The sequence below is a fragment of the Glycomyces paridis genome (genome assembly GCF_004912155.1).
Classification (GTDB): domain Bacteria; phylum Actinomycetota; class Actinomycetes; order Mycobacteriales; family Micromonosporaceae; genus Glycomyces; species Glycomyces paridis.
This window is the reverse complement of record NZ_STGX01000004.1, coordinates 102623-128511: the sequence shown is the minus strand read 5'-3', so window position 1 is coordinate 128511 and position 25889 is coordinate 102623. Positions and strand designations below refer to the sequence as shown.

Genomic DNA, 25889 nt, shown 5'->3' with positions numbered 1-25889 from the left:
GGTTTTTGTAGGGTTCCGCCGATCCCCTTCCTTATCCCTGTGCACGTGTCGCTTATGCGGCCGAAACCGCTCCACGCCGCTAGTCGGAACTCCACAACGCCGAGGCCCCCGCACCCCCTCGATCACGTTCGGTGCGATTGACTTCACGAAACGTCACCAATAGATTCCTCCTCGAAGATCCCCAGCTCGACTCAATCGGAGGAAACTTGAGCTGTCGCAACGACTTCACGGGCCGCATCTCACCGCGCCAAGCCGTCTCCTACTCCGCCTACTTCCTGCACGTCCTCACCGGACGCAAGCCCGCCGCCGACGCCCGCCTCCTCGCCACCGACGCCGGCTGGGCCGCCTTCACCCGAATCCGCCGCCGCGTCCCCACCCGCCTCAACCAAGTCCGAGTCGCCAAAGCCACCTGCCCCAACCCGAACACCACCGAAATCGTCGCCATGGTCGAGAACGGCAACGCCAACCAGGCCATGACCTTCACCTTCAAGACCACCCCCAAAGGCTGGCGCCTCGACCACTGCGACCTCCTACACGCCAACACCAGACCACCCCGCCGCCACTACTGACACCGACAAGGCCGCCGAGCCCCACCCAGGGACTCGGCGGCCTTCCCCGTCACCGGAGCAGGGCGCAGGATCGGTCAATAGAATGGGTTCCCTCCCGACCCCAGGAGGCCCCGTGGCCGACACTCGACGTGACAGGCGGAAGCTGCGCGAGCGCGCGCGTTCGCAGGTGGCGCGTGCACGCGACCTGTTGCGGCGGTACGAGAGCCTGGCCGGTGAGCCCTCCCGGTTGCGTGAGGCGACGCGCGGGTACGTGGCCGAGCTGGAGCAGGAGGACGTCTCGGTCAGGCTCGCCGTCATGCGGGTCACGGAGCTGAAGAAGGTCTCCAAGGGACTCCGGCTGGCGAAGCTCGAACAGGCCGGGATCACCACGGTCGCCGACGTGCTCGCGAACTCGCGCGAGCGGCTGCTTGACATCCCGGGGATCGGCGCCCAGACCGTCGAGGACGTGAAGGCCGCCGCCGAGCTGGTGGCCGCGCAGTCGGCCGCCGATACGCGCCCGCGGTTCGACCCGGTGCGGCGCGACCCCAGGCAGTCACGCATCCTGGCGTACCTCAGGGCCGAGCAGAACGCGGCGACCGTGGTCGACGACCTGCGAGAGGCCGCGCACCGCTTCCGAAGCCGCGCGGAACCGTACTTCAAGGCCGCCGACAGGGCAGGCAGCAGGCTCGCGATGCTGTTCGCAAGTCGCAGGCGCAAAGACGAGGCGCTGGCCGGACTCGACGCCCTGGAAGCGGCGAACGCCCACGCCGAGACCGGTGCCCTCGAACGGGATCTCGCCGCCGCGCTCGAACAGGTCCAGCCGGAGCGCTGGAGCTCCGACGAGCTGTGGCGCGACTACGAGGACCGGGCCGCGAGCATCAACACGCAGCTCGCGAAGCTCACCGGGACCGACGTCGAGGACGCCGAGCGCGCCGAGGACTTCGTGGGCGCCGACCTGCGGCAGGAGATCGAGACGCTGCCGTTCGACGGCACGCTCCTGCGCACGGATCTTCGTTTCTACCAGCTGTTCGGCGCGAAGTACGCGATCCATCAGCGGAAGGCGATCATCGGCGACGAGATGGGCCTGGGCAAGACGATCCAGTCCCTCGCGGTCGCCGCGCACCTCGCCGCGGACGGGCAGCGCCGCTGCCTCGTCGTCTGCCCGGCGAGCGTCGTCCCGAACTGGCTCAACGAGATCCGCAAGCACACGCACCTCGACCCCTTCGGCCTCCACGGTCCGGGCCGGGAGGAGGAGGCCCGAAAGTGGCTGCGCCGCGGCGGCGTCGCGGTGACCACGTTCAACACCATCGACCGGCTCGAATCGCTGCCGCAGCGGACGAAGCTCTCGCTCCTGATCGTCGACGAGGCCCACTACATCAAGAACCCGAACGCGAAGCGCAGCATGGCGGTCGGGGCCGCGATCAAGCGGTCCAAGCGGGCGATCCTGCTGTCCGGCACGCCGATGGAGAACCGCGTCCAGGAGTTCCAGTCGCTCATCAGCCACCTCCGGCCCGACATCGCGGACCTCGTCGGCGAGGGCGACGACGTGGTCGGCGCCGAGGAGTTCCGGCGCACTGTTGCCCCGGTGTACCTGCGGCGCAACCAGGAGGACGTGCTCACCGAACTGCCCGAGAAGATCGAGGTCGAGGAGTGGGTCCAGTTCAACGCCGGTGACGAGGACGAGTACCGCGAGCAGGTGCGCCGCCGCAACCTCATGGGGATGCGCCGCGCCTCCTCCGCCCTGCCCGATTCGGCGAAGCTCGAGCGGCTCGCCGAGCTCGTGGAGGACGCGGGCGAGGAGGGCCAGAAGGTCATCGTGTTCTCGTACTTCCTCGACGTGCTCAAAGCCGTCGCCGAGCGCATCGGCGACCGCGCGATCGGCCCGATCACCGGGAGCATCGCGGCCCCCAAGCGCCAAGGCATGGTCGACGCGTTCACGCGCCGCGAGGGCCCCGCGGTGCTCCTGGCGCAGATCGAGGCCGGCGGCGTGGGCCTCAACGTCCAGGCCGCCTCCGTCGTGGTCCTCGCCGAACCGCAGTGGAAGCCGAGCATCGAGCAGCAGGCCGTCGCCCGCGCCCACCGCATGGGCCAGACCCGCCGCGTCCAGGTCCACCGCCTCCTCGCCAAGGACGGCGTCGACGAGCGCATCCGCGAAGTCCAGGAGCACAAGGACCTCCTGTTCGAGCACTACGCCCGCCACAGCGAAGCGAAGACCACCGGCGCGATGGCCACCGCCACCGCCCTGGCGACCTTCGGCGACGAATCGGTCCCCCTCGAACAGCGCATCATCGACGCCGAACGCACCCGCCTCGGCCTCGACCGCCCGTGAGTTCATGGGTTGGTTGCGGGCCAAGGGGATCAGAGGGACAATCGGGGGCCGTGCCGCTATCCGCGGTTTTGGGGACTTCGAGGTGAAGGGGTGGTTCATGAGACTGCTCGTCCTGGGCGGAAGCCTGTTCGTGGGGCGCGGGATCGTGGCCGGTGCGCTCGCGCGCGGGTGGGGCGTGACCACGTTCAACCGGGGGAGGTCGGGCACGGACCTGCCCGGCGCCGAGGTGATCCACGGTGATCGCTGGAACCGGGCGGATCTGGAGCGGCTCGCCGCGTCGGGGACGTGGGACGCGGTCGTCGACGTCTCCGGGTACGTGCCGCAGAACGTGCTCGAGGTCGCCTCGGTCCTGGAACCTTCGGCGGGCAGGTACCTGTTCATCTCGACGCTCTCGGCCTACCGAGGCTGGCCGATCGAGGCGCTGTCCGAGGAATCGCCTATTTTGGAGTGTCCGCCGGACGCCGACGACACCTTCGGCGAGGACGTCAAGGACGGACCGAGCCGGTACGGGTACCAGAAGGCCGGTTGCGAACGGGCGGTGCTCAAGGTCTTCGGGCCCGAGCGCAGCTCCGTCCTGCGGCTCGGGGTCGTGCTCGGTCCCGAGGAGTACGTCGGTCGCCTCCCCTGGTGGCTGCTGCGCATCGCCGAGGGCGGCCGGGTCGCGGCCCCCGAGCGTCCTGATCGCAGTATCCAGCCGGTGGACGTCCGGGACGTGGCCGAGTTCGCCCTTACCGCACTTGACCGCGGTCTCGACGGCGCGTTCAACGTCGCCGGATCGGGCGAGGCCACGTTCGGGGACCTCCTCGAATCATGCGTCGAGGCAACCGGCGCCGACGCCGAACTGGTGTGGACCCCGAGCGAGGTCCTGACCGCCCACGGCGTGCGCCAATGGAACGAACTGCCGCTGTGGCGAACCACCCCCGGCACCTGGAACGTCAGCTCCGCGAAGGCCCGAGCCGCCGGCCTCACGACCCGCCCGATCGCCGACACCGTCCACGACACCTGGACCTGGATGACCGAGACGGGCCTGACCAAGGACCGGCTCCCCGAGGAGATGGGCATCGCGTCAGAAAAGGAACGCCGAATCCTCGACCGATAGACGAGAAAAGCCGAGTCCGGAGACTCGGCTTTCTCTATACGGTGCGCCGCGAGGGATTCGAACCCCCAACCTTCTGATCCGTAGTCAGATGCTCTATCCGTTGAGCTAGCGGCGCCTGGCCCGGTTGAGCAGGCCGGGCATAACCTTACCCGGGGCGAAAACGGATCTGCAACCGGGTATCCGGATGTGCCCTGCGTCATCGCATTCGGGGGATTCGAACCCCCGATTTTCTGATCCGTAGTCAAGTCTTCAGCAGTTGTCGAGGACGACCTTCGCGAAGTGGCGCCAGGCCTCCGGGAGGAGGTCGGCGCGTTCGGCGGGCGGGGCGCTCGCGGCCGCCCAGACCGCGGATTCGGCCTCGGGGACCTCGTCGCCGAGGAGGTGGCGCGCGACGGATTCGGCGCGGTGGTCGCGGCCGGGGAAGAAGTGGCCTCCGGCGGCGAACAGGGCCACGTAGGCGCGGTGCAGGCCGCCGGTGAGGGTCTCGGCGAGCTCCCAGGGGTCCTCGGCGGCGCCGAGGCGCGTCGCCACGGACTCGGCCTCGTTCTCGACGGCCTCGCGCGAGGCGTCGGCGAGGGACTGCGGGAACTCCGTGACCTCCGCGCGGGCCTTCGAGCCCAGCTCGGAGTCGTCGGCGAGGAGGATGCCCTCGGCGAAGCTGGCGATGACGCGCAGGGCCTCGTCGCCGGGCTCGCGCCAGCCCTCGCCGCGGTCGAGCGCCTCGAGGAGGGACTGGAAGCGGGCCACGGTGAGGTGGACCGCATCGGGGTCGGCGTCGTCGGGGACCGCGTCCGTCTCCCACACGCACACCAGTTCGGCGTCCTCCCCGAAACCGGACAGGGCGGGACCGTGCGCGTAGGCGAACGCCAAGCGCTCGTCGTCGTTGATGTCGGCGAGGACGTCGGTCGAGAGCCTGAGGATCGCGTTCGGAAGGGACATGCCGTAATTGTGGCTGTTCTTCGCAACCGCGTCCACCCAAGTCAGCGCACTCGTCGAAGGAGTTTCGCGCCACGTGCGCGTCAGGCGTCGTTCGGCGCGCACGGATCGGTGGAGGCCTCACGTCGCCGCCGACCGCTAGCATGAGCGCATGTCGACACCCACCGACCTCACGCCGAGGGCGATCGCCGCCTGGCGCGCCCACTCCCAGCGGCTCTGGGGCGAGCGGCTCGCCGCGCCGATGGACGCGTTCGAGCACCTCGGCGCCGTCCAGTCCCAGGAGTACCAGCCCTCGAAACTCACCCCCGCGATGCGCGCCGTCCCCGACGCGCAGGCCCTCGCCTTCGCCGGGCCCGCCGCCGTGGACGCCCTCATCGACTCCGGCGCGGTCGTGCGCACCCATGTGCTGCGCCCGACCTGGCACACCGTCCCGGCCGGTGACCTGCGGATGATGCTGGCCGCCAGCGCCGAACGCGTCGAGCAGCTCATGGCCGGCAACGACCGGGCCTTCGGGTTCGACGAGTGGACGATCGGCCGCTCCGTCGACGTGCTCGCCGACGCGACCGCCGGAGCGCGGCACCTGACGCGCGAGGAGGCCTCGGCGGTGCTCGCGGAGGCGGGGATCTCGGATCCGACCGGGCAGCGGCTCGGGCACATGCTGGCGCACGCGGAGCTGCGGGAGGCGATCTGCTCGGGGACGCCGAAGGGCGGCAAGCAGACGTACGCGAACTTCGACGAGCGGGTCCCGGCGGGGCGCATCTCGAGGGGCGAGGCGGTGCGGGAGCTGGCGCGGCGGTTCTTCGTCTCGCGCGGGCCGGCCACCGTGAAGGACTTCACCCGCTGGGCGACGCTGAAGGTGGTCGACGCGAAGGCGGCGATCGAGGAACTGGGGCTCGCCTCGGTCGAGGCCGCGGGGCGCGTGCTCTATTTCGGAGGGGAGCGGCCCGAGGCCGCGGCGGGCGGCCCGGTGGTCGACTTCGTGCAGGGCTTCGACGAGATGCTGTGCTCGTACACCGATTCGAAGGACCTGGTGCTGCACCATTCGGTGCCGCGCTCGCGGTTCCCGGACCGGCCGCGGTTCAATCCGGCGATCCTGCTCGACGGGCAGGTGATCGGCAACTGGAAGGCGACGCCGAAGCGCGAGAGCCTGGTGGTCGAGACGTGGCGGGCGCGGGGCTTCACGGCCGCCGAGATCGCGGCACTGCGGCGGGGCGCCGACCGGCTGCGGGCCTGGTACGGCAAGGACGAGCTGGACCTGCGGCTCGACCACGCGGCCTGAGGTTCCGGCCGGTCGGCGGGGCGAGGCCGGTAGGCGGTGCGGGGCAGGGCATGACGAAGGGGGCGCCGCATTGCGGTCATATCCGGAATGACGGATATGTTCCGAACGCAGCGCCCCCTTTCAACAAGCCGTACCTCACGGGTGTGACGCGTGAGGTTCCCTCGCGATCAGCGACGGTCCTTCGAAAGGCGCGTGATCGGCGCGGACGCGATCAGCGGCGTCCCTTCGAATGCCGCATGATCGGTGCGGATCGATCGCCTACAGGCGGCCCAGGGCGTCGGCGAACGGGTCGAGGCCCATCGAGCCGAGGTTGAGGGCGTCGGTGTGGAACTGCTTGAGGCTGAAGTCGGCGCCCTTGCGCGCCTTGTAGTCCTCGCGGGCCTGCATCCACAGGCGCTCGCCGACCTTGTAGGACGGCGCCTGGCCGGCCCAGCCGAGGTAGCGGTTGCGCTCGAACTTGAGCATGTCGTCCTCGATGGTGCGGGTGTGCGCCTTCATGAACTCGAACATCTTCTCGCCGTCCCACTCCTCGCCCGGCCGCCAGCCGAACGGGTTGTCCTCGGGGATGGCGAACTCGCAGTGGAGGCCGATGTCGACGACGACGCGCGCGGCGCGGAAGGCCTGCGCGTCGAGCATCCCGAGGCGCCCGCCCGGGTCCTCGTCGTAGTAGCCCAGCTGGTCCATGAGCCGCTCGGAGTAGAGCGCCCAGCCCTCGCCGTGGCCCGAGCACCACATGATCTGGCGCTGGAACCGGTTGAGCAGCTCCACGCGCGCCATCGTCTGCCCCACCTGGAGGTGGTGGCCCGGCACGCCCTCGTGGTACACCGTGGACTTCTCGCGCCACTTCCCGAACAGCTTCTGGCCCTCCGGCACCGACCACCACATGGCCCCCGGACGGGTGAAGTCCTCGCTCGGGCCCGTGTAGTAGATCGCCCCGTCCTCGGTCGGCGCGATCTTGCAGTCGATCGTGCGGATCTGCTCAGGGATGTCGAAGTGCTTGTCCGCGAGGTCGGCGATGGTGGAGTCGGCGAGCTCCTGCATCCAGTCGCGGAAGAGCTCCTTGTCGGTGAAGTTCTCCGCCTCGTCCGCGTCGAGGAGCTCGACGGCCTCCTCGATCGACGCGCCCGGCTTGATCCGCTCGGCGGTCGCCCGCATGTCCGCCTCGATGCGGGCCAGCTCCTGCCAGCCCCACGCGTACGTCTCTTCAAGGTCGATGTCCGCGCCGATGAAGTAGCGGGACGCGCGCGAGTACCGGTCGCGGCCCACCGCGTCCTTCTCCGGCGCCTGCGGGGCCAGCTCCTCGCGCAGGAAGACCGCGAACTTCGTGATCGCGAACCGCGCCCAGTCAGCGCCGTTGCCCAAGGCGATGCGCAGCGGCCCGGAGCTGACCGGCTTGCCGTCGATGGTCACGCTGCCGGTGAACTTCGCCCAGAAGTCGGTGTCGACGCCCTTGGCGCCGTTCCAGTTGTCGCAGTGCTGCGCGACTTCGAGGATCTGGCGCTTCGCGGCCACGCGACCGGCGGCGGCCTCGGCGCGCAGCGTCTCGATGTACTGGTCGACCGCGTCGGGCACCGCGGACAGGCGCGCCGCGATGTTCCTCGCCGCCTCCTCGCCCTCGGTGTTCATGAGGTCGAGGACGCCGCGCATGTCGTGGATCGGGGAGGCCAGGACGTTGAGCCCGAGGTAGGTGTCGCCCGCCTCGTAGCGCTCCAGCGACAGCCGCAGCCGTTCGAGGATGGCCTCTTTCGCAATGCGCTCGCGCTCGTCGACCGGTTCGGCCGCCTCGAGCGCGGCGATGGTCGCGCGTTCCAGCTCGGCCTGGGCCGCGAACCCGGCGGGGGAGAAGTCGTCGAGCTCATGGTCGTGCCCGGGAACGCCGAGGGAGGTGGCGTACAGGGGGCTGAGTTCGAGGACGTCCTCTACGTACTTGTCGGCGATCTCATCGATTCTTCTCATGAAGTGGACTGTACGCGAGGTCGACGGCAGAGCGCGACCTCATCTTCCACCGCTTCGACCCACCCGCCGGCCGCTCCGAGCGCCAGCAGCGACTCCCGCTCCAGCGCCGTCCGCTCGACGGCTCCGGGCTCTGGCGGCCAGGAGGCCCGCAGCTCGCGGGCCCCGTCGAACCACTCGGCGATCGCCTCGGGACGCTCCTCGCGGACCTCGGTCGCCCACCGGGCCCGGTCGAGCTCCATGCCGAGGTCCACCAGCGCCGACCGCACCTCCGGCCCGTTCCCCGCGACCATCCCGGCGACCAGCGCCGTCGGGCTCGCCGCGACGCGGGTGCCGTCGCGGAAGGACCCCGCCGCGAGCGCCCGCGACAGCGGGTCGTCGGCGACGCGGACCAGCGCGGCCGCGACCAGGTGTTCCACATGGGAGATCCGGGCGGCGGCCCGGTCGTGGTCGGTGGCGGTCGCCGGGACGACCCGCGCGCCGATCGAGGTCCACAGGCGGGCGAGGGTCGCCCAGTCGCCCACGTCGGTGCCGCCGCGCCCCGCCGGACGCACGCCGCGTTCGAGGCACAGCACCCACACGCGGCCCCGGAACAGGCCCGGCTCGGCGCTGGCGAAACCCGCGGTCTCCTTGCCTGCCATCGGGTGCCCGCCGACGAAGCGAGCATGGCCCGCGAAGGCCCGCGCGGCCGCGGCCTTGACCGAGGCGGTGTCGGTGACCAGGCCGCGGTAGCGGTCGGGAGGGAACGTCTCGGCGGCGACGGACGCGAGGCGCTTGACGGGCGCGGCGACGACCGCGACCTCCGAGTCGAGGAGCGCGGCCGGGTCGGCGGCGACCGCGACGTGCGCGGCGGCGGCCTCCCGGGTGGCGGGGTCGGGGTCGTGGCCGATCACGTCGTGCCCGGCCTCGGCGAGCGCGAGGGCGACGGACCCGCCGATGAGGCCGAGCCCCGCGACCGCGACGCGCATTACAGGTAGAGCCCGGTGCCGTCGTTGTCGACGCGTTTGGCGGCGACGGCGTGGATGTCGCGCTCGCGCAGGAGGAGGAAGGTGCGGCCCTGCATGTCGACCTCGGCCTTGTCCTCGGGGTCGAACAGGACGCGGTCCCCGGCCTCGACCGAGCGCACGAGCGGGCCGACGCCCACCGCCTCGGCCCAGTGCAGGCGGCGGCCCACGGAGGCGGTGGCGGGGATGACGATGCCGGCGACGGAGCGGCGTTCGGAGTCCGCGTCCTCGCGCACCAGCAGTCGGTCGTGCAGCAGGCGGACCGGCAGGCCGGTCGTCGAGTCCAACGGAGTATCGGTCACAACGCCCCAGCCTACCGCTTTGCGCGACCGCGCCCGCCCGGGTCGCGTGCGCCTGATCACCACCGCACCGAACGCGGAGGCACCGGCTTGACCGCGACCCTGACTCCTCCGCCCCCCGAGGTCGGGGGTGTCGATCAATCGGCCCCCGATACGAGGGTGACGCGGGGGACCGACAATTCGCTGCGGCACCCCGGCACCCCGGCACCCCGGCACCCCGGCACCCCGGCCCCCCGGCACCCCGGCACCCCGGCACCCGAACCTCCGTGCGGCGCTGCGGCTCCGCACGCCGAGGCCGGGGGTGTCGGCGTCTCGCCCCCCGACACCTCGCCCCCTACGCAAGGGTGCGCCCGGGGTGTGACATCGGTCGTCCCTCAGGCGTTCGGTAGCGCCTGCGGGACCGGTCTCGGTGGCGCTGGCTGGATGGGGAAGGTCGCACCGGACCGGTACGGTACGTGTTGACGTTGCACCCGCCTCCTTCCGGAGGAACCGTCCTTGGAGACACCGTGAGCCGATTCCGCCGCACCACCGCACGTGCACGACAGCTCTGGATCGGTATGCGCCTCAACCCAGTCGCGGAGCGCGCGCTCGCCGGGCGCGCCGACCCCGACCCCGAGGAGCCCGACCTCGCCGCCGGAGGCGGCGGGAAACTCCCACCCGACCTCGACAGGGACGGCCTCGGCGAGCACCCCGATCGCGGCTACGTGCCGACCGGCCTGGCCGTGGGCGCGGCCTGGTCCTGGCGCCTTCTCGTCATCGGCGCGATCATCGCGGTCGTGCTGTACCTGCTCAGCCAGGTCACCACCGTCATCATCCCGGTCGCCATCTCGTTCCTCCTCGCCGCGATGCTCCAGCCCGCCGCCGCCTGGCTGATGCGCCACGGCTGGAACAAGTCCCTCGCCTCGATCATCATGCTCGTCGCGGGCCTCGCCGCCGTCGGCGCGATCCTCACCTTCGTCGTCCAGCAGTTCATCGCGGGCATCCCCGACTTCTACGACTCGATCCTCACCGGACTCAAGGACGCCCAGTCCTGGCTCGAAGCCGGCCCGTACGGCCTCGACGGCGACCAGGTCGCCGAGTTCCTCGCCGGCGTCCAGGACAACATCACCACCTGGTACGACGACAACCAGGAGACGATCGTCCAGACCGGCCTCGACGTCGCCGGGTCGACCGCCTCGGGCCTCGGGAACTTCGTCACCGGCCTGTTCCTGGTCCTGTTCACCACCTACTTCTTCATCCGCGACGGCCGCAAGATCTGGACCTTCCTCACCGGGATGCTCCCGCGCGCCGCCTCCGAGCCGCTGCGCTACGCCGGCGGCGCCGGCTGGTCGACCCTCGTGCAGTACATGCGCACCATCGTGGTCGTCGCCGCCGTCGACGCGATCTTCATCGGCCTGGGCCTGTGGCTGTTGAAGGTCCCGCTGTGGCTGCCGTTGACGACGCTGATCTTCCTGGGCGCGTTCATCCCGATCATCGGGGCCACGGTCTCGGGCATCATCGCCGTCGTCGTCGCCCTCGTCGGCACGCCCAACGGCCTGGTCACCGCGCTCATCGTGCTCGGCATCGTCCTCGCCGTACAGCAGCTGGAGTCGAACCTCCTCCAGCCGTTCCTCATGAGCCGCGCGGTCAAACTCCATCCACTCGCGATCGTCCTGGCCGTCACCGCGGGCGGCTTCGTGTGGGGCATCATCGGCGCGCTCGTCGCCGTGCCGCTCCTGGCGATCGTCAACGGCACCGTCCGCGCCCTCAACCGCTACCGCGAGGCGCGACGCGAAGCCCTCGCGAGAGGACTCGAAGAGGAGGCCGTGGAGGCCGAGGCCGCCGCTGCGAGCGCCGACTTCACCGCCGACGCCAAGCCCGAAGCGGGCCGCGCATGAGCGCCGAGAGCGAGGCCCTCGCGATCCTCGACGCTGCCGTCGCCGCCACGCCGCACGGCCAGGCCCGCGAGGGCCAGCGGGAGATGTGCGCGGCCGTCGCCGCCGCCGTCCACTCCGGCGAGCACCTGCTGGTGCAGGCCGGCACCGGCACCGGCAAGTCCCTCGCGTACCTGTGCGCGGCGATCAGCGCGGGCAAGCCCGTGGTCGTCTCCACCGCGACGCTCGCGCTCCAGCACCAGCTCGTCGCCGTCGACCTGCCGCGCCTGGTCGAGGCCGTCGCGCCCGTCCTTGGCCGCAAGCCCACGTTCGCGCTCCTGAAGGGACGCCACAACTACCTCTGCAAGCGCAAGATCGCCGGCGAGGAGGACGAGGACGACGGCACGATCGAAGGCACCGAGACCCTCAAATGGGCCGGGGCGCAGGCCTCCTTCGCGAAGCAGGTGGAGCGCCTGTTCGACTGGGCGAACGACACCGACACCGGCGACAGGGACGACCTCGACCCGGGCGTGAGCGACCGCGCCTGGAAGCAGGCCTCCACGTCCTCGTCCGAGTGCCCCGGCGCGAAGGACTGCGCGCAGGGCCCCGACTGCTTCGCGGAGTGGGCGCGGGCGAAGGCCCACGAGGCCGACATCGTCGTCACCAACCACGCGCTCCTGTCGATCGACATGATGAACGAGCGCAGCGTCCTGCCCGAGCACGCGGTGCTCATCATCGACGAGGCGCATGAACTGGTCGACCGCGTGACGTCGGCGGCGCGGGCCGAACTGCACCCCGCGCGGCTGCGCTGGCTCGCGCAGCGCGGCAGGCGCCTCATCGACACCGACGTGGCCGACCAGATCCGCGAGGCGGCCGACGCCCTCGAAGGCGCGCTCACCGCTGCCGGGGAGCGGCGCTTCTCGGGCGAGCTGCCCGCGCCGCTGGTGGAGGCGCTGAACCTCATCAACGGCGCGTGCGTCAAGGCGACCACGCACCTGGGCGCGCTCGACGCGGAGACGAAGAAGCAGTTGAGCGCCCAGCAGCTCAAGGCCGGACTCGTGGAGACCGTGGAGACCGCCGGGCGGTGCATCGGTCCCCCCGGGGACGACGTGATCTGGGCGGAGCCGAACGGCCCGCAGCTCGTGGCGGCGCCCCTGTCGGTCGGCGGCCTGCTCTCGGCGATGCTCTACGAGGACCGCACGGTCATCGCGGCCTCGGCGACCCTGACGCTCGGCGGCCGGTTCGACATCGTCGCGCGCGGCCTGGGCCTGCCCGCGGACGGGCACGGCTGGACCTCGCTCGACGTCGGCTCCCCGTTCGACTACCGCAAGCAGGGCATCCTGTACGTGGCGGCGCGGCTGCCGCGCCCGGCCGCCTCGGGCCTGCCCACCGAGGCCGGCAAGGAGCTGCTGCGGCTGGTGGAGGCGAGCCGGGGCGCGACGCTCGGCCTGTTCTCCTCGAAGAAGGCCGCCGCGGAGGCGGCCGAGCTGCTGCGCGCCCAGACCGACTACGACATCCTCCTCCAAGGCGAGGAGACGCTCGCGAGCCTGGTCAAGCGGTTCCGCGAAGAGGAGTCGACCTGCCTGCTCGGCGTCATGAGCCTGTGGCAGGGGGTGGACGTGCCCGGCAACACCTGCCGCCTCGTGGTGGTCGACCGCATCCCGTTCCCGCGCCCGACCGAGCCGCTGACGGCCGCCCGTTCGGAGGCCGCGGACGCGGCGGGCCGCTCGGGGTTCGCGGAGGTGTCGGTCCCGGCCGCGGCGATCCGGCTCGCGCAGGGGGCGGGGCGGCTCATCCGCCGCACCTCCGACAAGGGCGTGGTCGCGATCCTCGACTCGCGCCTGGAGTCGAGCCGCTCGTACGGGAAGTTCCTGCGCGACTCGCTGCCGCCGTTCTGGTACACGACGAAGTCGGACTCGGTCGCGGGGGCGCTGGAGCGCCTCGCCGAGAGCGTCGACGCGTAACGGGTCCGCCCGAGCACGGTTCGGGCCGGTCGCCGCGGGTACGCATTCGAGTGCGCGAGCGGTGCGCGGCGTGCCTGGGGACAGGCGCGTCCGGCGCCCTCAGCGCCGAAGGTGAACAATAGATGAATTCCAATGAAATCTTTGCATAACCCCAGCTTAGAGCGGTTTCGTGGAGTCTCACACAGGCCACTTCACAAGCTTGTCTCGCGTTCACCTGGATGTTAACTTCGCGGGGACGAATTCCACCCGTCCACTGGGCCGATCGGTACAGTGAGGACAGACAAAGCGACCGAAAGCAGGGGTGCCCAGTGCGGTTCTCGCTGAAGCCTCAGGACGACGCGTTCTACGCCTTCTTCAACGAAGCGTCGGAGAACATCCGCCGCGGCGTGGGGATCCTGGCCGAACTGGGCGACGACGCGCCCGACTACCAGAAGATCTCCGAGCGCCTTGTCGACGTCGAGCACGACAACGACCAGCTGACCCACCGCCTGTTCAACAAGATCAACTCGACGTTCGTCACCCCGATGGACCGCACCGACATGTACAACCTGGCCGGGAAGCTCGACGACATCCTCGACCACATCGAGGCCGCCGCGAACCTGGTCTACCTCTACGGCCTCTCCGACCTCCCCGCCCTGCCCCGCGAGATGATCGAGCAGATCACCGTCCTCGCCGCCCAGGCCGACCTGCTCGTCGAGTACATCCCGAAGCTCAAGGGCCTCAACGCGACCATGCAGGACTTCTGGATCGAGTGCAACCGCCTGGAGAACGACGGCGACCGCGCCTACCGGATGCTCCTGGTGCGCCTGTACTCCGGTGAGTACCCGGCCCTGACGGTCATGAAGCTCAAGGAGGTCGGCGACGAGCTGGAGGCCGCCTGCGACTCGTTCGAGTCGGTCTCCAACACCGTCGAGTCGGTCTACGTCAAGGAATCCTGAACGTGGACAGCGTGTTCATCGCCGTCTCGATCTGCATCGCGGCGGCCCTGCTCTTCGGCTACACCAACGGCTTCCACGACTCCGCGAACGCCATCGCCACCTCCATCTCGACCCGGGCCCTGCGCCCGCGCGTCGCCCTCGGCATGGCCGCGATCGGCAACTTCATCGGCGCCCACCTCGGCGGCAAGGTCGCCGCGACCGTCGCCAGCGGCCTCGTGGAGCTCCCCAAGGGCATCGACGGCATCCTCATCGTCATCGCCGGCCTCCTCGGCGCGATCACCTGGAACTTCATCACCTGGTACTTCGGCCTGCCGACCTCCTCCTCGCACTCCCTGTTCGGCGGCATGGTCGGCGCGACCATCGCCGGCGGCGCGGTCGTGCTGTGGAGCGGCATCGTCGACAAGATCGTCCTGCCGACCCTCGTCTCCCCGCTCGTCGGCTTCGGCCTCGGCTTCCTCGTCATGATCGCCGTCTACTGGCTCTTCCGGCGCGGACGCCCCGACAAGCTCAACCGCGGCTTCCGCCACGCCCAGACCGTCTCGGCCGCCGCGATGTCCCTGGGCCACGGCATGCAGGACGCCGCCAAGGTCATGGGCATCATCGTCCTCGCCCTCACCGTCGGCGGCTACTACAAGGCCGACGACCCGATCCCCGAGTGGGTCTACCTCGCCAGCGCCGCCGTCATGGCCGCCGGCACCTACGCGGGCGGCTGGCGCATCATCAAGACCATGGGCCGGCGCATCATCGACCTCGGCCCGCCCCAGGGCTTCGCGGCCGAGACCGTCGCCAGCGCCGTGCTCTACGCGAACACGTTCCTGCTGGGTGCGCCGATCTCGACCACGCACACCATCACCTCCGCGATCATGGGCGTCGGCTCGACCGGCGGCAAGCGGGCGGTCAGGTGGGGCGTGGCCCGCTCGATCGTGATCGCCTGGATCATCACGTTCCCGATCGCGGCACTGGTGGGCGCGCTGTTCTACCTGCCGATCCAGTTCCTGGGCTGAGCCCGGGAGCTTCCACCTCGCACGGCTTCGCGGCCCGGCTTCGGCCGGGCCGCCCCCGTTTCGGCCGTTGCGCTCTGGATCGGCCCGCTCTTGGACTAGCGTGAGGGTCATGTCCATCCAGCGCTACGGGAAGTGGGACTTCCGCGCGGTCGAGGCCGCGTCGGCGGCCCGCGCTCTCGCCCGCCTCCAGGAGCAGGGCGCTCCCGCCGAGCCCGAGCGCGCCGCCGCCGTCGTCCTCCTGCGCGAGGCCCCGCTGCGGGTGTTCCTGCTGCGGCACGCCGCGAAGGAGCCGTTCGGGCTGCCCGCGATCAGCCGCGCCGACCTGCCGCCGGTCACCGTCCGCGAGCGCTGGGCGCACCTGGACGTGGACGGCTACGGCGGGCAGGGCTCGCAGGGGCACGTGAACGGGCCCCGCACCGTCCAGTACGGGTTCCCCGGCGGCCGGCACAAGCCCGACGACCCCGACGTCGCGATGACCGGCGCCCGCGCGGTCGAGGAGGAGACCGGTGCGCTCGTGGCCCTCCAGCGGGCGTGGGCGCGGTGGGTGACCCCCGAGTACGAGCCGGTGCGGTTCGACTCGTGGATCTACGTGGCGACGCTCGCCGAGGGCTTCCAGCCGCGCATCCGCGTGCGGGAGCCGGAGTACGCGACGTGGATCGGGCCCGAGCAGGCGGTGTGCCAGTACGGCGGCCAGATGTCGATGCCCGAGGCGACCACGCTCGCCGAGCTGGCCCGCTACTCGACCGTGGGCGAGGTGTTCGCCGCCGCCGAGCAGCGGGACATGTCGCCGGTGCTGCCGCGCGTGGCCGTGGCCGGGGGCGGCGCGAAGCTGGTCCTGCCGGGCGAGGAGGGCTACCCCTCCGAGGCCCTCGCCCGCGCCTGAATCACCCGATCTTCTTGTCCCACTGCACGTCCGTGCGCGCGAGTGCGAATCCCTGCGAGTGGTAGAGCGCGACGGCCCTGGTGTTGGACTCGTCGACGTAGAGGTCGACCTGCCTGACGCCGTGGGCCGCGAGGTGCGCGAGCCCGGCGAGCGTGAGGGTGCGGCCGAGGCCGGTGCCCTGGGCGCGCGGGTCGACGCCGAGGACGTACACCTCGCCCACGCCTTCCTCCACTTTGGTCCAGTGGAAGCCGAGGAGTCCCTGGTCGTCCTCGGCGACGAGGAGCCCGTCGGGGTCGAACCAGGTCTCGGCCTGGCGGGCCGCGAGGTCCTCGGCGCTCCAGCGTCCCTGCTCGGGGTGGGTGGCGAACGCGGCCGCGTTCACCCGCAGCCATTCGGCCTCGTCGGCGCCGGTCCTGAAGGGGCGCAGGCGGACTCCCGGTGCGAGTGCGGCCGGTGCGGCGCCGCCGACGGGCCAGTTCCTTCCGATCCCCTCGGGCCAGGCCGAGGGCCAGTCGAGGCCTTCGAGGTCGCGGGTGAACTGGAAGAGGACGCGGTCGCGGGCGAAGCCGTGCGCGACCGCGAACCCGGCCGCGGCGGGCCGGTCGCCGTGCGCCCACACCCGCAGATGCGTGATGTGCGCCTCAAGCCACGCGAGGACCTCGCCGAGGAGCGCCGAGCCGACACCGTGCCCCCGGTGCTCCGGATCGACCGCCAACTCTGCTCCGGCGCCCTCCCCGACCATGACCGCACCGGCGTATCCGATGATCGCATCGTCTTGGCGCGCAACGAAGTGCATGCGCTCGGGGGAGGGGCCGCGGGAGAGCCCGAGGGTGGTCTCCTCGTTGAAGGGGGCGATGCCGTCGGCGTCCTCGCACCGCAGCGCCATGGTAACGATTTTGTGAATATCCCGACCCGGAAGTGAAGCATGTTGCGCCATGGGGTTACCCTAATCGTGGACTCAGCACCGTGCCGGGGTGCTGAGTCCTTTTTCATGCCCGCGACACGTTCGCCTCCCAGAGGCGGTGCGCGAGGACCGGCGCTGAGCGCCGCAGACGTGGTGGCGGAGAGGGTGGGATTCGAACCCACGAAGGGCTGTGACACCCTTGGCGGTTTTCAAGACCGCTGCACTAGTCCACTATGCGACCCCTCCAGGGCCCCGAAGGCAAGCGCCAATCTACCAAACCGCTGGCCGCTAGGGCCGGTCCGGCCTGACGCAGCAGGTCGAGCAGGTGCGGTCGCCGTCGATGGTGAGCGCGAGGCAGCAGGTGCGGCGCCGGTACACCAGGCGCCCCTCCTCGTCGGTCGCGACGTCGACGAGGTGGTCCACGTCGAAGGCGTCCAGGAGGGTCTTGGCGATGACCTCGTCGGGCTCGGGCACGGCCTGCCCGACGGAGGCGACCGCGTAGGCGATCCCCGAGGCGAGGGAGCCCATGAGGGTGCGGCGCCCGACGCGCACCCGGGCCAGGAAGGCCTCCAGGACCGGGCCGAGGTGCTCTTCGAAGACGGTGGCGCGCAGGCGGTCGAGCAGGACCTGTTCGTTCGCGACGACCTCGATGTGCGGGTGGCCCGCGCACGGGTCGTGCGGCAGGGCCAGGAAGCGCGGCCGGACCTGGCGGACGGCGAGGGCCGGGGCACCGCCGGCGACCGTCAGGACCGTGTTCGCGGCGGTCATGACCGGGACGCGGCGGGCGGCGACGTAACCGAGAACGGCCGGGGCGAGCGTCCAGTAGCAGTAGGTCTTCCACGCGAGCGCGGCGTTGGCGTGCGGCGAACCGCCCCACTGCGCCGCGGCGGTGCCCATGAGCGCCTCGACCCCTTCGCCCTCGGCGAGGTCCGCGCCGAGGAACGAGGGCGCGTCCGATTCGGGGGCGAAGCCGTCGAGCCAGGGGTGCAGGCCCGCGAGCGGGTGGGGTCCGGCGAGGCGGTCGACCCGGTCGGCGACGGCGCGGAGCGCGTCGAGCGGTTCGGGGACGGCCTGCGGGGCGATGCGGCGCGCGGTCGCGGTCAGCATGGACGCGCCGCCGCAGTCGTGGGCCGCATAGGGTACCCCTCTCAAGTAAGGACTGGCTAACCTTACCCGAAGCTTTCAAGGGAGTGTCAAGAAACCGACAGCCGCCGCGCCGCCACAGGGCGTGAACGAGCGAGGTGCTGTGAGGGTGAGCGTCGCCGAGTGGGATGAGATTCACAGCACCTCGCCTCGCATGACGATCATGCACGCGCCGAACGCGAACGCGTCGCACACGCGGTGCGACCAAGGCTGAACGGCCGCACGCCGTGCCCCCCGCGGCGGCGTCCCGTGCGAGTGCGACCCGCTCCCGCGACATCCGCGTCAACGCCTCTGGCACGCTGAAGCCCATGTCGAACCGCACCGACCCCGCACCCCTGCTCGACCGCCGCGTCATCGGGCGCGAGGTCTGGATCGTCCTGGCGCTCTCCCTCGGCGCCTCGGCGGTCTGGTCGGTCGTGAGCATCGTCGGCACCCTCACCGAACCGGGCGGCCTCGCCGACGCCGTCCAGTCCCTCAACTCTGCGAAGGCCGAGGCCGAACGCCCCTGGTACGACCTCGCCCGCCAGCTCGTGAGCCTCGCGCTCGCGATGGCCCCCGTCGCGCTCGCCCTGCACCTGCTGAGCCTCGACGGCGCGAACCCGTTCCGCCGCATCGGCCTCGACCTGCGCCGCCCCGGTTTCGACCTCCTCGGCGGCGCCGCCCTGGCCGCCTGCATCGGCATCCCCGGCCTGGGCCTGTACTTCACCGCCCGCGCGCTCGACATCAACGCCTCCATCACCGCCGCGAACCTCAACGACGTGTGGTGGGCGATCCCGATCCTCGTCCTCGCCGCGCTCAAGAACGCGATCATCGAAGAGGTCATCGGCGTCGGCTACCTCGTCACGCGCCTGCGCCAGCTCGCCTGGAGGCCCGTGACCATCGTCGCCGCCCACTCCCTCTTGCGCGGCACCTACCACCTCTACCAGGGCTTCGGCGGCTTCATCGGCAACGCCGTCATGGGCGCCGTCTTCGCCCTCTGCTTCCTCAAATGGAAGCGAACCGGCCCCCTCGTCGTCGCCCACACCCTCCTCGACATCGCCGCCTTCGTCGGCTACCTCCTCGTCGCACCCCACGTGGACTGGCTGTGACCCCACCCAACCCGCTTGGACCCACTGAGCGCCTACCGGTATGCTCGATCCTCGTACGTCCGACGTGCGTTCCTGGAGGATTCGCATAGTGGCCTAGTGCGCCCGCCTGCTAAGCGGGTTTCGGGTGATACCCGATCATGGGTTCAAATCCCATATCCTCCGCAACAAATGCAGGTTGACCTGCGAAAACAGAAGCCGACCGGTTCGCTTGAGCCGGTCGGCTTCTTGCTGTGCGCGCCCGGTGGTGACCGCTGTTGCCCGCCGCTAGGGATGCACGAAGGTTGCAAACCACATAGGACTGATGGAGGCATTGACCCAGCTCACCGCGGTGTCGCCACCTTGCCGAAGCCGACGACGGAGTCGGCGGCGAGTTCCCCAAACTTCGCCTACGGTGGTGCCGCCGACCGCCACGGTCCGCGTCCACGACGGCGGCCGACTACGTCCGTGTCGACCTCGACTGAGGCGGTGAACGGGGCTAGAGCGGGCTCGACGCTCGCTGTACAGCCACCCTGCGGGCCGGACTTCCTACGGTCTCCTCGTCGCTGCCCTGGCGCCCCTGCGCCCACCCGGCCCGGCGTCGTGCTGCTTGCTGGCTGATCCTCCTCTAGTCCGTCTCGCTGGCGCCGCCGCCGCCCGCGGAACGGCCGGAGGCCGCACGCCCCGGGCGAGCGGCGCGCGCCAGGCGCGCGCAGCGCGCCCTTGATGACGTATAGAAAGTTTGAACACGCACGCTGATGCCGTTACCCGGAACCCACTTCGTATACGTAGTTGTGTATACTGAGAAGGTCAACGAAGAATGGAGGTGACAAAATGACCAACGCCCAGTACGTCAAGGTAGCGGCCGGACTCGCGGAAAAGATCCGCAGTGGTCACTACCAGCCTGGCGTGCAACTGCCTAGTCTGTCTGACATCGCAAAGACAAATGAGGTCTCTGACATTGTGGCGCGCAAGGCCATTGATCTCTTGGAGATTCAAGGTCTGGTCAGACGTGTCCGCAGGAAAGGTGTGTTCGTCTCCGATAGCGCCACACTGGTGCGAGTCTCACCGGAGCGACAGATGGAATCAGCAGAATCGACTTATCGTCACGAAACTGGTGCCGAGGCGCAGGTCGAAAGGGAATCGAAGGATATCCCGGCAAGCAAGAGCCTGCAAGCCGCATTCGGTCTTGAAGACGGCGACGCTGTTCGCCTCACTGTCACCCGGGCATCCGAGTCCGGGGAACCTGTCTCGATCTCGAACACCTTCCAGAGGATCGGCGTGGAGGGGATTGGGGACGCCGCGTTTCTTGAGGAAACTGTCGCTGACCGCCTGCCGCTTGCCGATCACGCGGCTTGGCTCGGTGTCCCTGAGGGCGAACTCGTCAAGCAAGTCCAGCAGCGCTTCTACAATGCAGATGGGGGCGTCGTAATGATCTCGGATGTCACGTATCCGAGAAAGCGTTACGATGCGATGGTCTTTCGTATGGACCTTCGCGGGAAGTTCCCGAAGCGAACTGGAGCTTAAGTCCGTACCCAGGCTTGAGCATAGTCATTCAGGTTCCACCAGCTTACATATTGCGAATCGACAGATTCGAGCTTCCAGCGAGCCGCTAGGGCGGAGAAAAAGGCCGAGTTTCCGGTCTTCCCCCCTGGTGGCTCGCCGATGTACACAAGGCATTCACCGTCGGAATCTTCGAACTCCGCGAGGACATCGGATGCCATAGGATCTTCCCAGCCTGGCGGCCAGCAAAGGAACATGACAGAGCCGCTGTTGTCTGCCTTGACTTCGAGGAGACTCCGGGCATGTTGGACCTCGTACCAGGTCGCCAGGGGCCTTGTTCCCGCACGAGGGAATGACGGGTTTGGCTCGGAGTTGGGCGGTTGGGCATCGAAGGCAACTACATCGATGCCCGCTGAGTTAAGGCGGGAAGCCCAGTATCCGCGCCCCGCTCCGGGTTCCACTAGCTTTCGGCCGGCAACGACCTCGCGCACCCAACCAACGGTTTCGGGCGACGGCACGGCGTAGGCATACGCCTGATGGAGAACCGTCTGGGCATACGCAAGCCGGGATCCGCCGGTGGGGGCAAGAACTCGCCGGCCGTCTTGAGCTTGAACGAGTGGCCCCACGATCTCCCAGTAGGGATCACTTACCGAGGTCCCGGCCGTCATGAAGTGGAGGAGGCGCAGTTCGAATGCTGCGTCCGCAACATCATCTCCGGTTCCAGTCAGCGCGGGGCTGACCTCTAGGTACTCGGCTACGGCTGGGTATTCGGCTCGCAACCGCTCCTGGTCATCTAGCAGGGCAAGTAGTTCCTCGCGGCGTTCTGCTGTCAGTTGAGGCATTCCCCCAGTTTCGCGTATCCGGGGGAGATCTCGACCTTTCAAAATGTGTGATGCAAGTCACTTCTATTTCCTAGGTTTATACGTTGCTACGTATACGAAGTTACGTATACGATGATCTCATCACCCGGTCAAGCCGGGTTGGCCCTCCGGGAAGGTCCCGAGGGCCACGGAAAGAGGTCTTCTCAATGCTTCAGAAGCTCCCGATCAATCTGGGTGGTTACTCGCTGATGGTGACCGAGGCTCCCGAGCTGAAGTCGTTCGTCAAGGACGGTCAGACCCAGATCGCGACCATGTACGGGACGGGCGAGCCGATCTATGTCGTGGTGGTCTTCGCCAAGCCGCTCGGGAAGAACGAGCACGGCAAGCGCCTCAAGGGCGAAGAGATCAAGGTCGAGTTCACTCGCGAGCCCGAGCAGGAGTTCGAGGAGGGCACTTACATCCAGCTCGACCGCCCGACCGTTTCGACCAGCGACTTCACGAACGGTGATGGCGGGCGGTTCGTCTCCCAGAAGTTCCACGCCGAGGGCCTGGTGCCTGCGGCTTCCAACTAGCGGCTGGCGCTGCTTGGTGGCCCTTCCCCCGGGTTTTGACGGGGCGGCCGGTTTGAGTCCGGCAAGGGCGCGGGACTGGTGAGGAGCGATGCGCGCCGAGGTTTGATGCGCGGTCCCTTCGCTGGTGTGTTTTTTGATGAATTGCACAGTGTGTTTGAGCTTGCCTTTTTCCGGGCTGACCTGCCGTCCGCAATAGACACTTCGTGTCGCGGTCGATGGGTTCATTCCTCCACGGGCACAGGGAAGGAGCTGCTTCTCCGTGGGGGTTTGTGCGCATCGAGATTCGATGTGCGGGTCACTGGAAAGGAAGGTGAGAGTACTTGAACGATATGCCGAATGACGCGGATATTGCGCGGCTGCTGTCGAAGGTCGGGGCCTCGGTCGCCGAATTGGAAGGGGCCGTGACGGAGCTGTTGTTCGCGAGGATGCCGGCCGGTTTCGAGCTGGATGGAGTTGAGTTCGAGGGCGGGTTGCAGTTCGTGGCGTACACCCAGGGCTTGTCGACGGTGCAGGACGTTCGCGACCTCGCCGCGGGCCTGAATACGGATCTGGGCTATGACTACACGCCCTCGGATGAGGCGGTCTTGCTCGTCTCGGTGCAGGTCGGTCCGGTCACGGTCCGGTTCGAGCACGAGGTCTCCGAGGAAGAGTGGCTGACCATCCGCTCGGAACTGTTCGCCTCATGAGTGCCGTCGCGACGCGGGATTGCCCGGTGGCGTCGGAGTGCGCCTCGTGTGGGCGCCGCCGGTCCCTGGAGGTCCGGGAGGTCGAGACCGAGGCGGGCACGGCCTGCGTCACGGTCTGCGCCTTCTGCGTCGAGCAGGGGGAGTTGCCGCCGATCAGTCCGTTCGTCGCGCCGATGTGCGTCGAAGCGCACCAGGCCCATGCCGGGTTGGTGGTGCGGTGATGGGCGGTGGGGAGTTGCGGGAAGCGGCGATCGCCGAGGCGGTCGTGTTCCGGCTGTCGGTGCTGCGCTCGGTGATGCAGGAACTGGAGACGGTTGCCTATCAAGCTCCCGCCGAGTTCCGGTCCGGGAGCCGATTGAAGTCGGCCCGGATGTGGGCTGACGAACTCGCCGAGCAGGTCAAGCGGCTGCAACGGGGCCTCGAAGAGATCGAATCCGGCTCTTACCTCGGCGAGGCGCTGCGATGAGCGGTATCCGAGCCGCTGAGGTCGCCCGGGCGCACGCTACCCGGGACCCTGCCGCGGTCGATGCGCTGTTCCGGCGGGCCCTCGCTGCGGTGCTGCCTGCTGGGACGGTGCAGCCGCGATGGACGGCCGGCCGCGAGCTGGTCGGGGTCTTCGACGGCTACGGCGCGGTCGGGGACTTCGCCGATTGGTGCGATGCCACCGGCGCCGATCCGGGCTTCGAGTTCGGGCCCGCCCCCGAGATCGTGCTCTACGCCCGGCATCTGCTGGGCGGCCACGTCGTCCACGTCCAATGCGTCGCCGAACAAGCCGACGCCGAAACCAGGTTCCACCTGAACGCAAGCGGGCTGTGTTGAACGGCCCCAACGGAAATGAGAGGAGGTGAGGATGCATGGAACTGGTGATTCTCGTTTTGTCGCTGGTGCTGCTCGGGTCGCTGTCGTTGAACTTCTGGTTCATCCGGCGGACCTTCCAGCGGTTCACCTTTCACGCCTAGACGCCGCGGTGGCGTCGATCCTCCATCGACCCGAGTGCGGGCCGGTGGGGGTTCGTGGTCACCGCCCGGTGTCCAGATCGGCACTACACCTGGAGGTATTCGCCGATGGACAAGATCGACTGGTTCGGGATCAACGCCCGTTCCGCCAAGAAGTACGAGGCCCTCATGGGCAACCTCGACGGCGTCCGCTTCGCCCTCGAAGACACCGCGAAAGCGATCACCGACTACGCCCCCGAGGGCTCGACCGGCGCGTGGCAGTCGGTGGAGCAGGGCGTGCTGAAGAAGGCCCTCGAAGAGGCCTACAACGACCTCGCCGCGCTGCGGGTCGCCATCGTCCGCCACGAATCCAAGCTCAAGTCCTGGGAGTGGAGCCTCTAAGGCTCCGAGAATTCAAGGGAGACAACATGCTCACACGATCCAAGGTCGAAGACACGAACATGGCGATCGATATCGCGATGTCGAACCTGCGCGACTCGATGAAGAAGGTCCCCGACAAGGGGCTGGGCCTCAACGCCGCGCACACGCGCTTCGCTTCCTCGGTCGCGGTCCTGTCGGTCCTGCTCGATGAAGCGGCCCGGTTCACCCCTGACGGGGAGGACCTGTTCGACCTGCTCTAGACGCCGGCGCTTCGGCCGGTCTGATCCTCCCTCGGGACACGGGGTCCGAGGGGGCGGTCACATCCGCCGAACCAATCAATCACTAAGCCACGCAACGATTTTCGCCGTAAGGCGGGAGGTATCTGTCATGTCCGAACACCACTCGAAATCCAAGCGCAAGACCGGTCTGGAATGGCGCGCCGCCGCCTGGGCCGCCCGGCACCCGGTCCTCTCGACCGGCGTTCCCGCCCTCGGCTACGCCGCCGCCACGGCGCCGGAGATCACCGTTGCTGCTGCCGGCACCGGGCTCGCTGCCGCGATCGCGTGGGGCCGGGCGCACCCGGACTCCTTCGACTCCTTGGTCATGCCGCAGGTGCGGGCGCTGCGTCGCCGGTGGCTGTCGCTGACCTACACCGGCCCGGCCTGGCGGCGGAACATGCGCGAGGCCGGATTGGTTCGTGAACACCCCTCGACAGGGCAGGTCCTCGTGCCGCGGATTCTGCGGCTGCGCTCGTACTCGGCGGCGGTGGAGACGGTGTGGGTGAAGCTCTTGAAGGGGCAGACGTTGAAGCATTGGACGGACGCCGCCGAGGTGCTCGCGGCGTGCTTCAACGCCGAGCGGGTCACCGTCGAGCGGATCGCCCCGACCAAGCTCGCCCTGGTCGTCCAGCGACGCGAGCCGTTCACGTACACGATTCCCGCCCCGGCGGTGCCCGGCTCGGTCGAGGAAGTTGACCTGTCGGCGGTGCATTTCGGGTTTGACGAGTTCGGTCGGGAGTGGACTGAGTCGGTGGTCAACAACCATCTCCTTGTCGCCGGCGCCTCGGGTTCGGGGAAGAACTCGGTGCTGTGGACCCCGCTGTTCTCCCTCGCGCCGATGATCGCCGAGGGCTCGGTCCGCCTGTGGCTGTGCGACCCCAAACAGGTCGAACTCGCCGTGGCTGAACCGATCGCCCACCGCTACGCCTCCGGCGAGGAGGCCTCCGCGGAGGTCGTCGCCGAGTTCCTCGAAGACCAGCAGGCGACCCAGGCGAAGCTCCACGAGCAGGGCCTGCGGAAGTTCACCCCGAGCGCCGAGACGCCGTTGAACATCCTCCTCGTTGACGAACTCGGGGCCGTGCTCGCCTACGCCTCCGATCGGATGCGGATGGCCCGCAACCGGCAGGGCATGGCGCTTGTCGGCTCGCAGGGCCGGGCGACTGGGCACGTCATGTGGGGCGCGGTCCAGGAGCCGACGAAGGACACGGTGCCGGTCCGGGACCTGTTCACGCTCCGGGTGTGCCTGAGGGTGACTGCGGCGGTGCACCCGGAGATGGTCCTCGGCGACGGCGCCCGTACCCGCGGGGCCCTGGCCGACGAAATCCCCAACATCCCCGAGACCGCCGGGATCGGCTTCAAGGTCGCCGAGCGCACCCGCACCCCCGTCAGGGTCCGGGCCGCGTACCCGACCGATGCCGACTTGGAAGGCCTCGTGAAGCACGTCCTCGCCGCCCGCGGCGCCCACGAGGAACAGGGCGGGTCGCACCTGCGGCTCGTCGCCTAGGCCAGCTAC

25 protein-coding genes and 3 tRNA genes are annotated in these 25889 nt (G+C 69.4%); 20 read left to right on the top strand and 8 right to left on the bottom strand.

Annotated elements, in window-relative coordinates; all coding sequences use genetic code 11:
• Nucleotides 1-206: 206 nt before the first annotated feature.
• The 3 genes from E9998_RS06730 (at nt 207) to E9998_RS06720 (ending at nt 3976) form a co-directional block, all read left to right on the top strand.
• Entirely contained in the window at nt 207-569 is a 363-nt protein-coding gene (locus E9998_RS06730; RefSeq protein ID WP_136528939.1) for an Rv3235 family protein, read from the top strand.
• Nucleotides 570-681: 112 nt separating this feature from the next.
• A complete protein-coding gene (locus E9998_RS06725; RefSeq protein ID WP_204745300.1) occupies nt 682-2877 on the top strand; it encodes an SNF2-related protein in 2196 nt (731 codons plus the stop codon).
• A 97-nt stretch (nt 2878-2974) separates the two neighbouring features.
• Nucleotides 2975-3976 carry an NAD-dependent epimerase/dehydratase family protein gene (locus E9998_RS06720; protein WP_136528937.1) on the top strand — a complete coding sequence of 334 codons (1002 nt, stop codon included), beginning with the start codon at nt 2975-2977 and terminating at the stop codon, nt 3974-3976.
• 42 nt (nt 3977-4018) lie between these two features.
• On the opposite strand, the gene E9998_RS06715 is transcribed toward E9998_RS06720, so the two are convergent.
• Nucleotides 4019-4091: transfer RNA gene (locus E9998_RS06715), tRNA-Arg, on the bottom strand.
• Between the two features lie 134 nt (nt 4092-4225).
• The gene (locus E9998_RS06710) at nt 4226-4915 is read right to left on the bottom strand and encodes a hypothetical protein (RefSeq protein ID WP_136528936.1); all 690 of its coding nucleotides are present in this window, start codon (nt 4913-4915) and stop codon (nt 4226-4228) included.
• Nucleotides 4916-5063: 148 nt separating this feature from the next.
• Here E9998_RS06710 and E9998_RS06705 point away from each other — a divergent pair, with 148 nt between their 5' ends.
• The gene (locus E9998_RS06705; protein WP_136528935.1) at nt 5064-6191 is read left to right on the top strand and encodes a winged helix DNA-binding domain-containing protein; all 1128 of its coding nucleotides are present in this window, start codon (nt 5064-5066) and stop codon (nt 6189-6191) included.
• Nucleotides 6192-6449: 258 nt separating this feature from the next.
• On the opposite strand, the gene E9998_RS06700 is transcribed toward E9998_RS06705, so the two are convergent.
• From E9998_RS06700 to E9998_RS06690, 3 genes are read right to left on the bottom strand one after another with little or no spacing between them, the layout of a single operon-like run.
• Nucleotides 6450-8147, bottom strand: a complete 1698-nt coding sequence (locus E9998_RS06700; RefSeq protein WP_136528934.1) for a DUF885 domain-containing protein — start codon at nt 8145-8147, stop codon at nt 6450-6452.
• The gene (locus E9998_RS06695; protein WP_136528933.1) at nt 8144-9112 is read right to left on the bottom strand and encodes a prephenate dehydrogenase; all 969 of its coding nucleotides are present in this window, start codon (nt 9110-9112) and stop codon (nt 8144-8146) included. The genes E9998_RS06700 and E9998_RS06695 overlap by 4 nt, the downstream gene beginning before the upstream one ends.
• Nucleotides 9112-9450 carry a GroES family chaperonin gene (locus tag E9998_RS06690; RefSeq protein ID WP_136528932.1) on the bottom strand — a complete coding sequence of 113 codons (339 nt, stop codon included), beginning with the start codon at nt 9448-9450 and terminating at the stop codon, nt 9112-9114. The genes E9998_RS06695 and E9998_RS06690 overlap by 1 nt, the downstream gene beginning before the upstream one ends.
• Nucleotides 9451-9953: 503 nt before the next feature.
• Between E9998_RS06690 and E9998_RS06685 the strand changes: the two genes are divergently transcribed.
• The 5 genes from E9998_RS06685 (at nt 9954) to E9998_RS06665 (ending at nt 16089) form a co-directional block, all read left to right on the top strand.
• Nucleotides 9954-11324, top strand: coding sequence for an AI-2E family transporter (locus E9998_RS06685; protein ID WP_136528931.1), 1371 nt, complete (start codon nt 9954-9956; stop codon nt 11322-11324).
• Entirely contained in the window at nt 11321-13264 is a 1944-nt protein-coding gene (locus E9998_RS06680; RefSeq protein ID WP_136528930.1) for an ATP-dependent DNA helicase, read from the top strand. Before E9998_RS06685 ends, E9998_RS06680 begins: the two co-directional genes overlap by 4 nt.
• Before the next feature lie 308 nt (nt 13265-13572).
• Nucleotides 13573-14202 carry a DUF47 domain-containing protein gene (locus tag E9998_RS06675; protein WP_136528929.1) on the top strand — a complete coding sequence of 210 codons (630 nt, stop codon included), beginning with the start codon at nt 13573-13575 and terminating at the stop codon, nt 14200-14202.
• A gap of 2 nt (nt 14203-14204) precedes the next feature.
• Entirely contained in the window at nt 14205-15206 is a 1002-nt protein-coding gene (locus tag E9998_RS06670) for an inorganic phosphate transporter (RefSeq protein WP_136528928.1), read from the top strand.
• Between the two features lie 109 nt (nt 15207-15315).
• Nucleotides 15316-16089 carry an NUDIX hydrolase gene (locus E9998_RS06665; protein WP_136528927.1) on the top strand — a complete coding sequence of 258 codons (774 nt, stop codon included), beginning with the start codon at nt 15316-15318 and terminating at the stop codon, nt 16087-16089.
• A gap of 1 nt (nt 16090) precedes the next feature.
• On the opposite strand, the gene mshD is transcribed toward E9998_RS06665, so the two are convergent.
• The 3 genes from mshD to E9998_RS06650 all read right to left on the bottom strand — a co-directional run bounded on the left by mshD (nt 16091) and on the right by E9998_RS06650 (nt 18100).
• Nucleotides 16091-17026 carry a mycothiol synthase gene (gene mshD, locus E9998_RS06660; RefSeq protein WP_136528926.1) on the bottom strand — a complete coding sequence of 312 codons (936 nt, stop codon included), beginning with the start codon at nt 17024-17026 and terminating at the stop codon, nt 16091-16093.
• Nucleotides 17027-17147: 121 nt separating this feature from the next.
• Nucleotides 17148-17239 (bottom strand) — tRNA-Ser (locus E9998_RS06655).
• Between the two features lie 42 nt (nt 17240-17281).
• Nucleotides 17282-18100, bottom strand: a complete 819-nt coding sequence (locus E9998_RS06650) for a ferric iron reductase (protein ID WP_136528925.1) — start codon at nt 18098-18100, stop codon at nt 17282-17284.
• Nucleotides 18101-18444: 344 nt separating this feature from the next.
• Between E9998_RS06650 and E9998_RS06645 the strand changes: the two genes are divergently transcribed.
• From E9998_RS06645 to E9998_RS06590, 11 genes are all read left to right on the top strand, one after another.
• On the top strand, nt 18445-19224 hold the full coding sequence (locus tag E9998_RS06645) for a CPBP family intramembrane glutamic endopeptidase (protein WP_136528924.1): 780 nt from the start codon (nt 18445-18447) through the stop codon (nt 19222-19224).
• Between the two features lie 74 nt (nt 19225-19298).
• Nucleotides 19299-19386, top strand: a tRNA-Ser gene (locus E9998_RS06640).
• 648 nt (nt 19387-20034) lie between these two features.
• A complete protein-coding gene (locus E9998_RS06635) occupies nt 20035-20727 on the top strand; it encodes a GntR family transcriptional regulator (protein WP_136528923.1) in 693 nt (230 codons plus the stop codon).
• 1003 nt (nt 20728-21730) lie between these two features.
• Nucleotides 21731-22096: a hypothetical protein gene (locus E9998_RS06625; RefSeq protein ID WP_136528921.1), complete on the top strand. Its 366-nt coding sequence runs from the start codon at nt 21731-21733 to the stop codon at nt 22094-22096.
• A gap of 320 nt (nt 22097-22416) precedes the next feature.
• Nucleotides 22417-22782, top strand: coding sequence for a hypothetical protein (locus tag E9998_RS06620; RefSeq protein WP_136528920.1), 366 nt, complete (start codon nt 22417-22419; stop codon nt 22780-22782).
• Nucleotides 22779-23003 carry a hypothetical protein gene (locus E9998_RS25190; RefSeq protein WP_158299716.1) on the top strand — a complete coding sequence of 75 codons (225 nt, stop codon included), beginning with the start codon at nt 22779-22781 and terminating at the stop codon, nt 23001-23003. Before E9998_RS06620 ends, E9998_RS25190 begins: the two co-directional genes overlap by 4 nt.
• The gene (locus E9998_RS06610; RefSeq protein WP_136528919.1) at nt 23003-23248 is read left to right on the top strand and encodes a hypothetical protein; all 246 of its coding nucleotides are present in this window, start codon (nt 23003-23005) and stop codon (nt 23246-23248) included. The genes E9998_RS25190 and E9998_RS06610 overlap by 1 nt, the downstream gene beginning before the upstream one ends.
• Complete coding sequence (locus E9998_RS06605) at nt 23245-23601, top strand: hypothetical protein (protein WP_136528918.1); 357 nt, start codon at nt 23245-23247, stop codon at nt 23599-23601. The genes E9998_RS06610 and E9998_RS06605 overlap by 4 nt, the downstream gene beginning before the upstream one ends.
• 245 nt (nt 23602-23846) lie before the next feature.
• On the top strand, nt 23847-24119 hold the full coding sequence (locus E9998_RS06600; RefSeq protein WP_136528917.1) for a hypothetical protein: 273 nt from the start codon (nt 23847-23849) through the stop codon (nt 24117-24119).
• A 26-nt stretch (nt 24120-24145) separates the two neighbouring features.
• On the top strand, nt 24146-24358 hold the full coding sequence (locus E9998_RS06595; protein ID WP_136528916.1) for a hypothetical protein: 213 nt from the start codon (nt 24146-24148) through the stop codon (nt 24356-24358).
• A 127-nt stretch (nt 24359-24485) separates the two neighbouring features.
• Nucleotides 24486-25880, top strand: a complete 1395-nt coding sequence (locus E9998_RS06590; RefSeq protein ID WP_136528915.1) for an FtsK/SpoIIIE domain-containing protein — start codon at nt 24486-24488, stop codon at nt 25878-25880.
• Nucleotides 25881-25889: the final 9 nt, after the last annotated feature.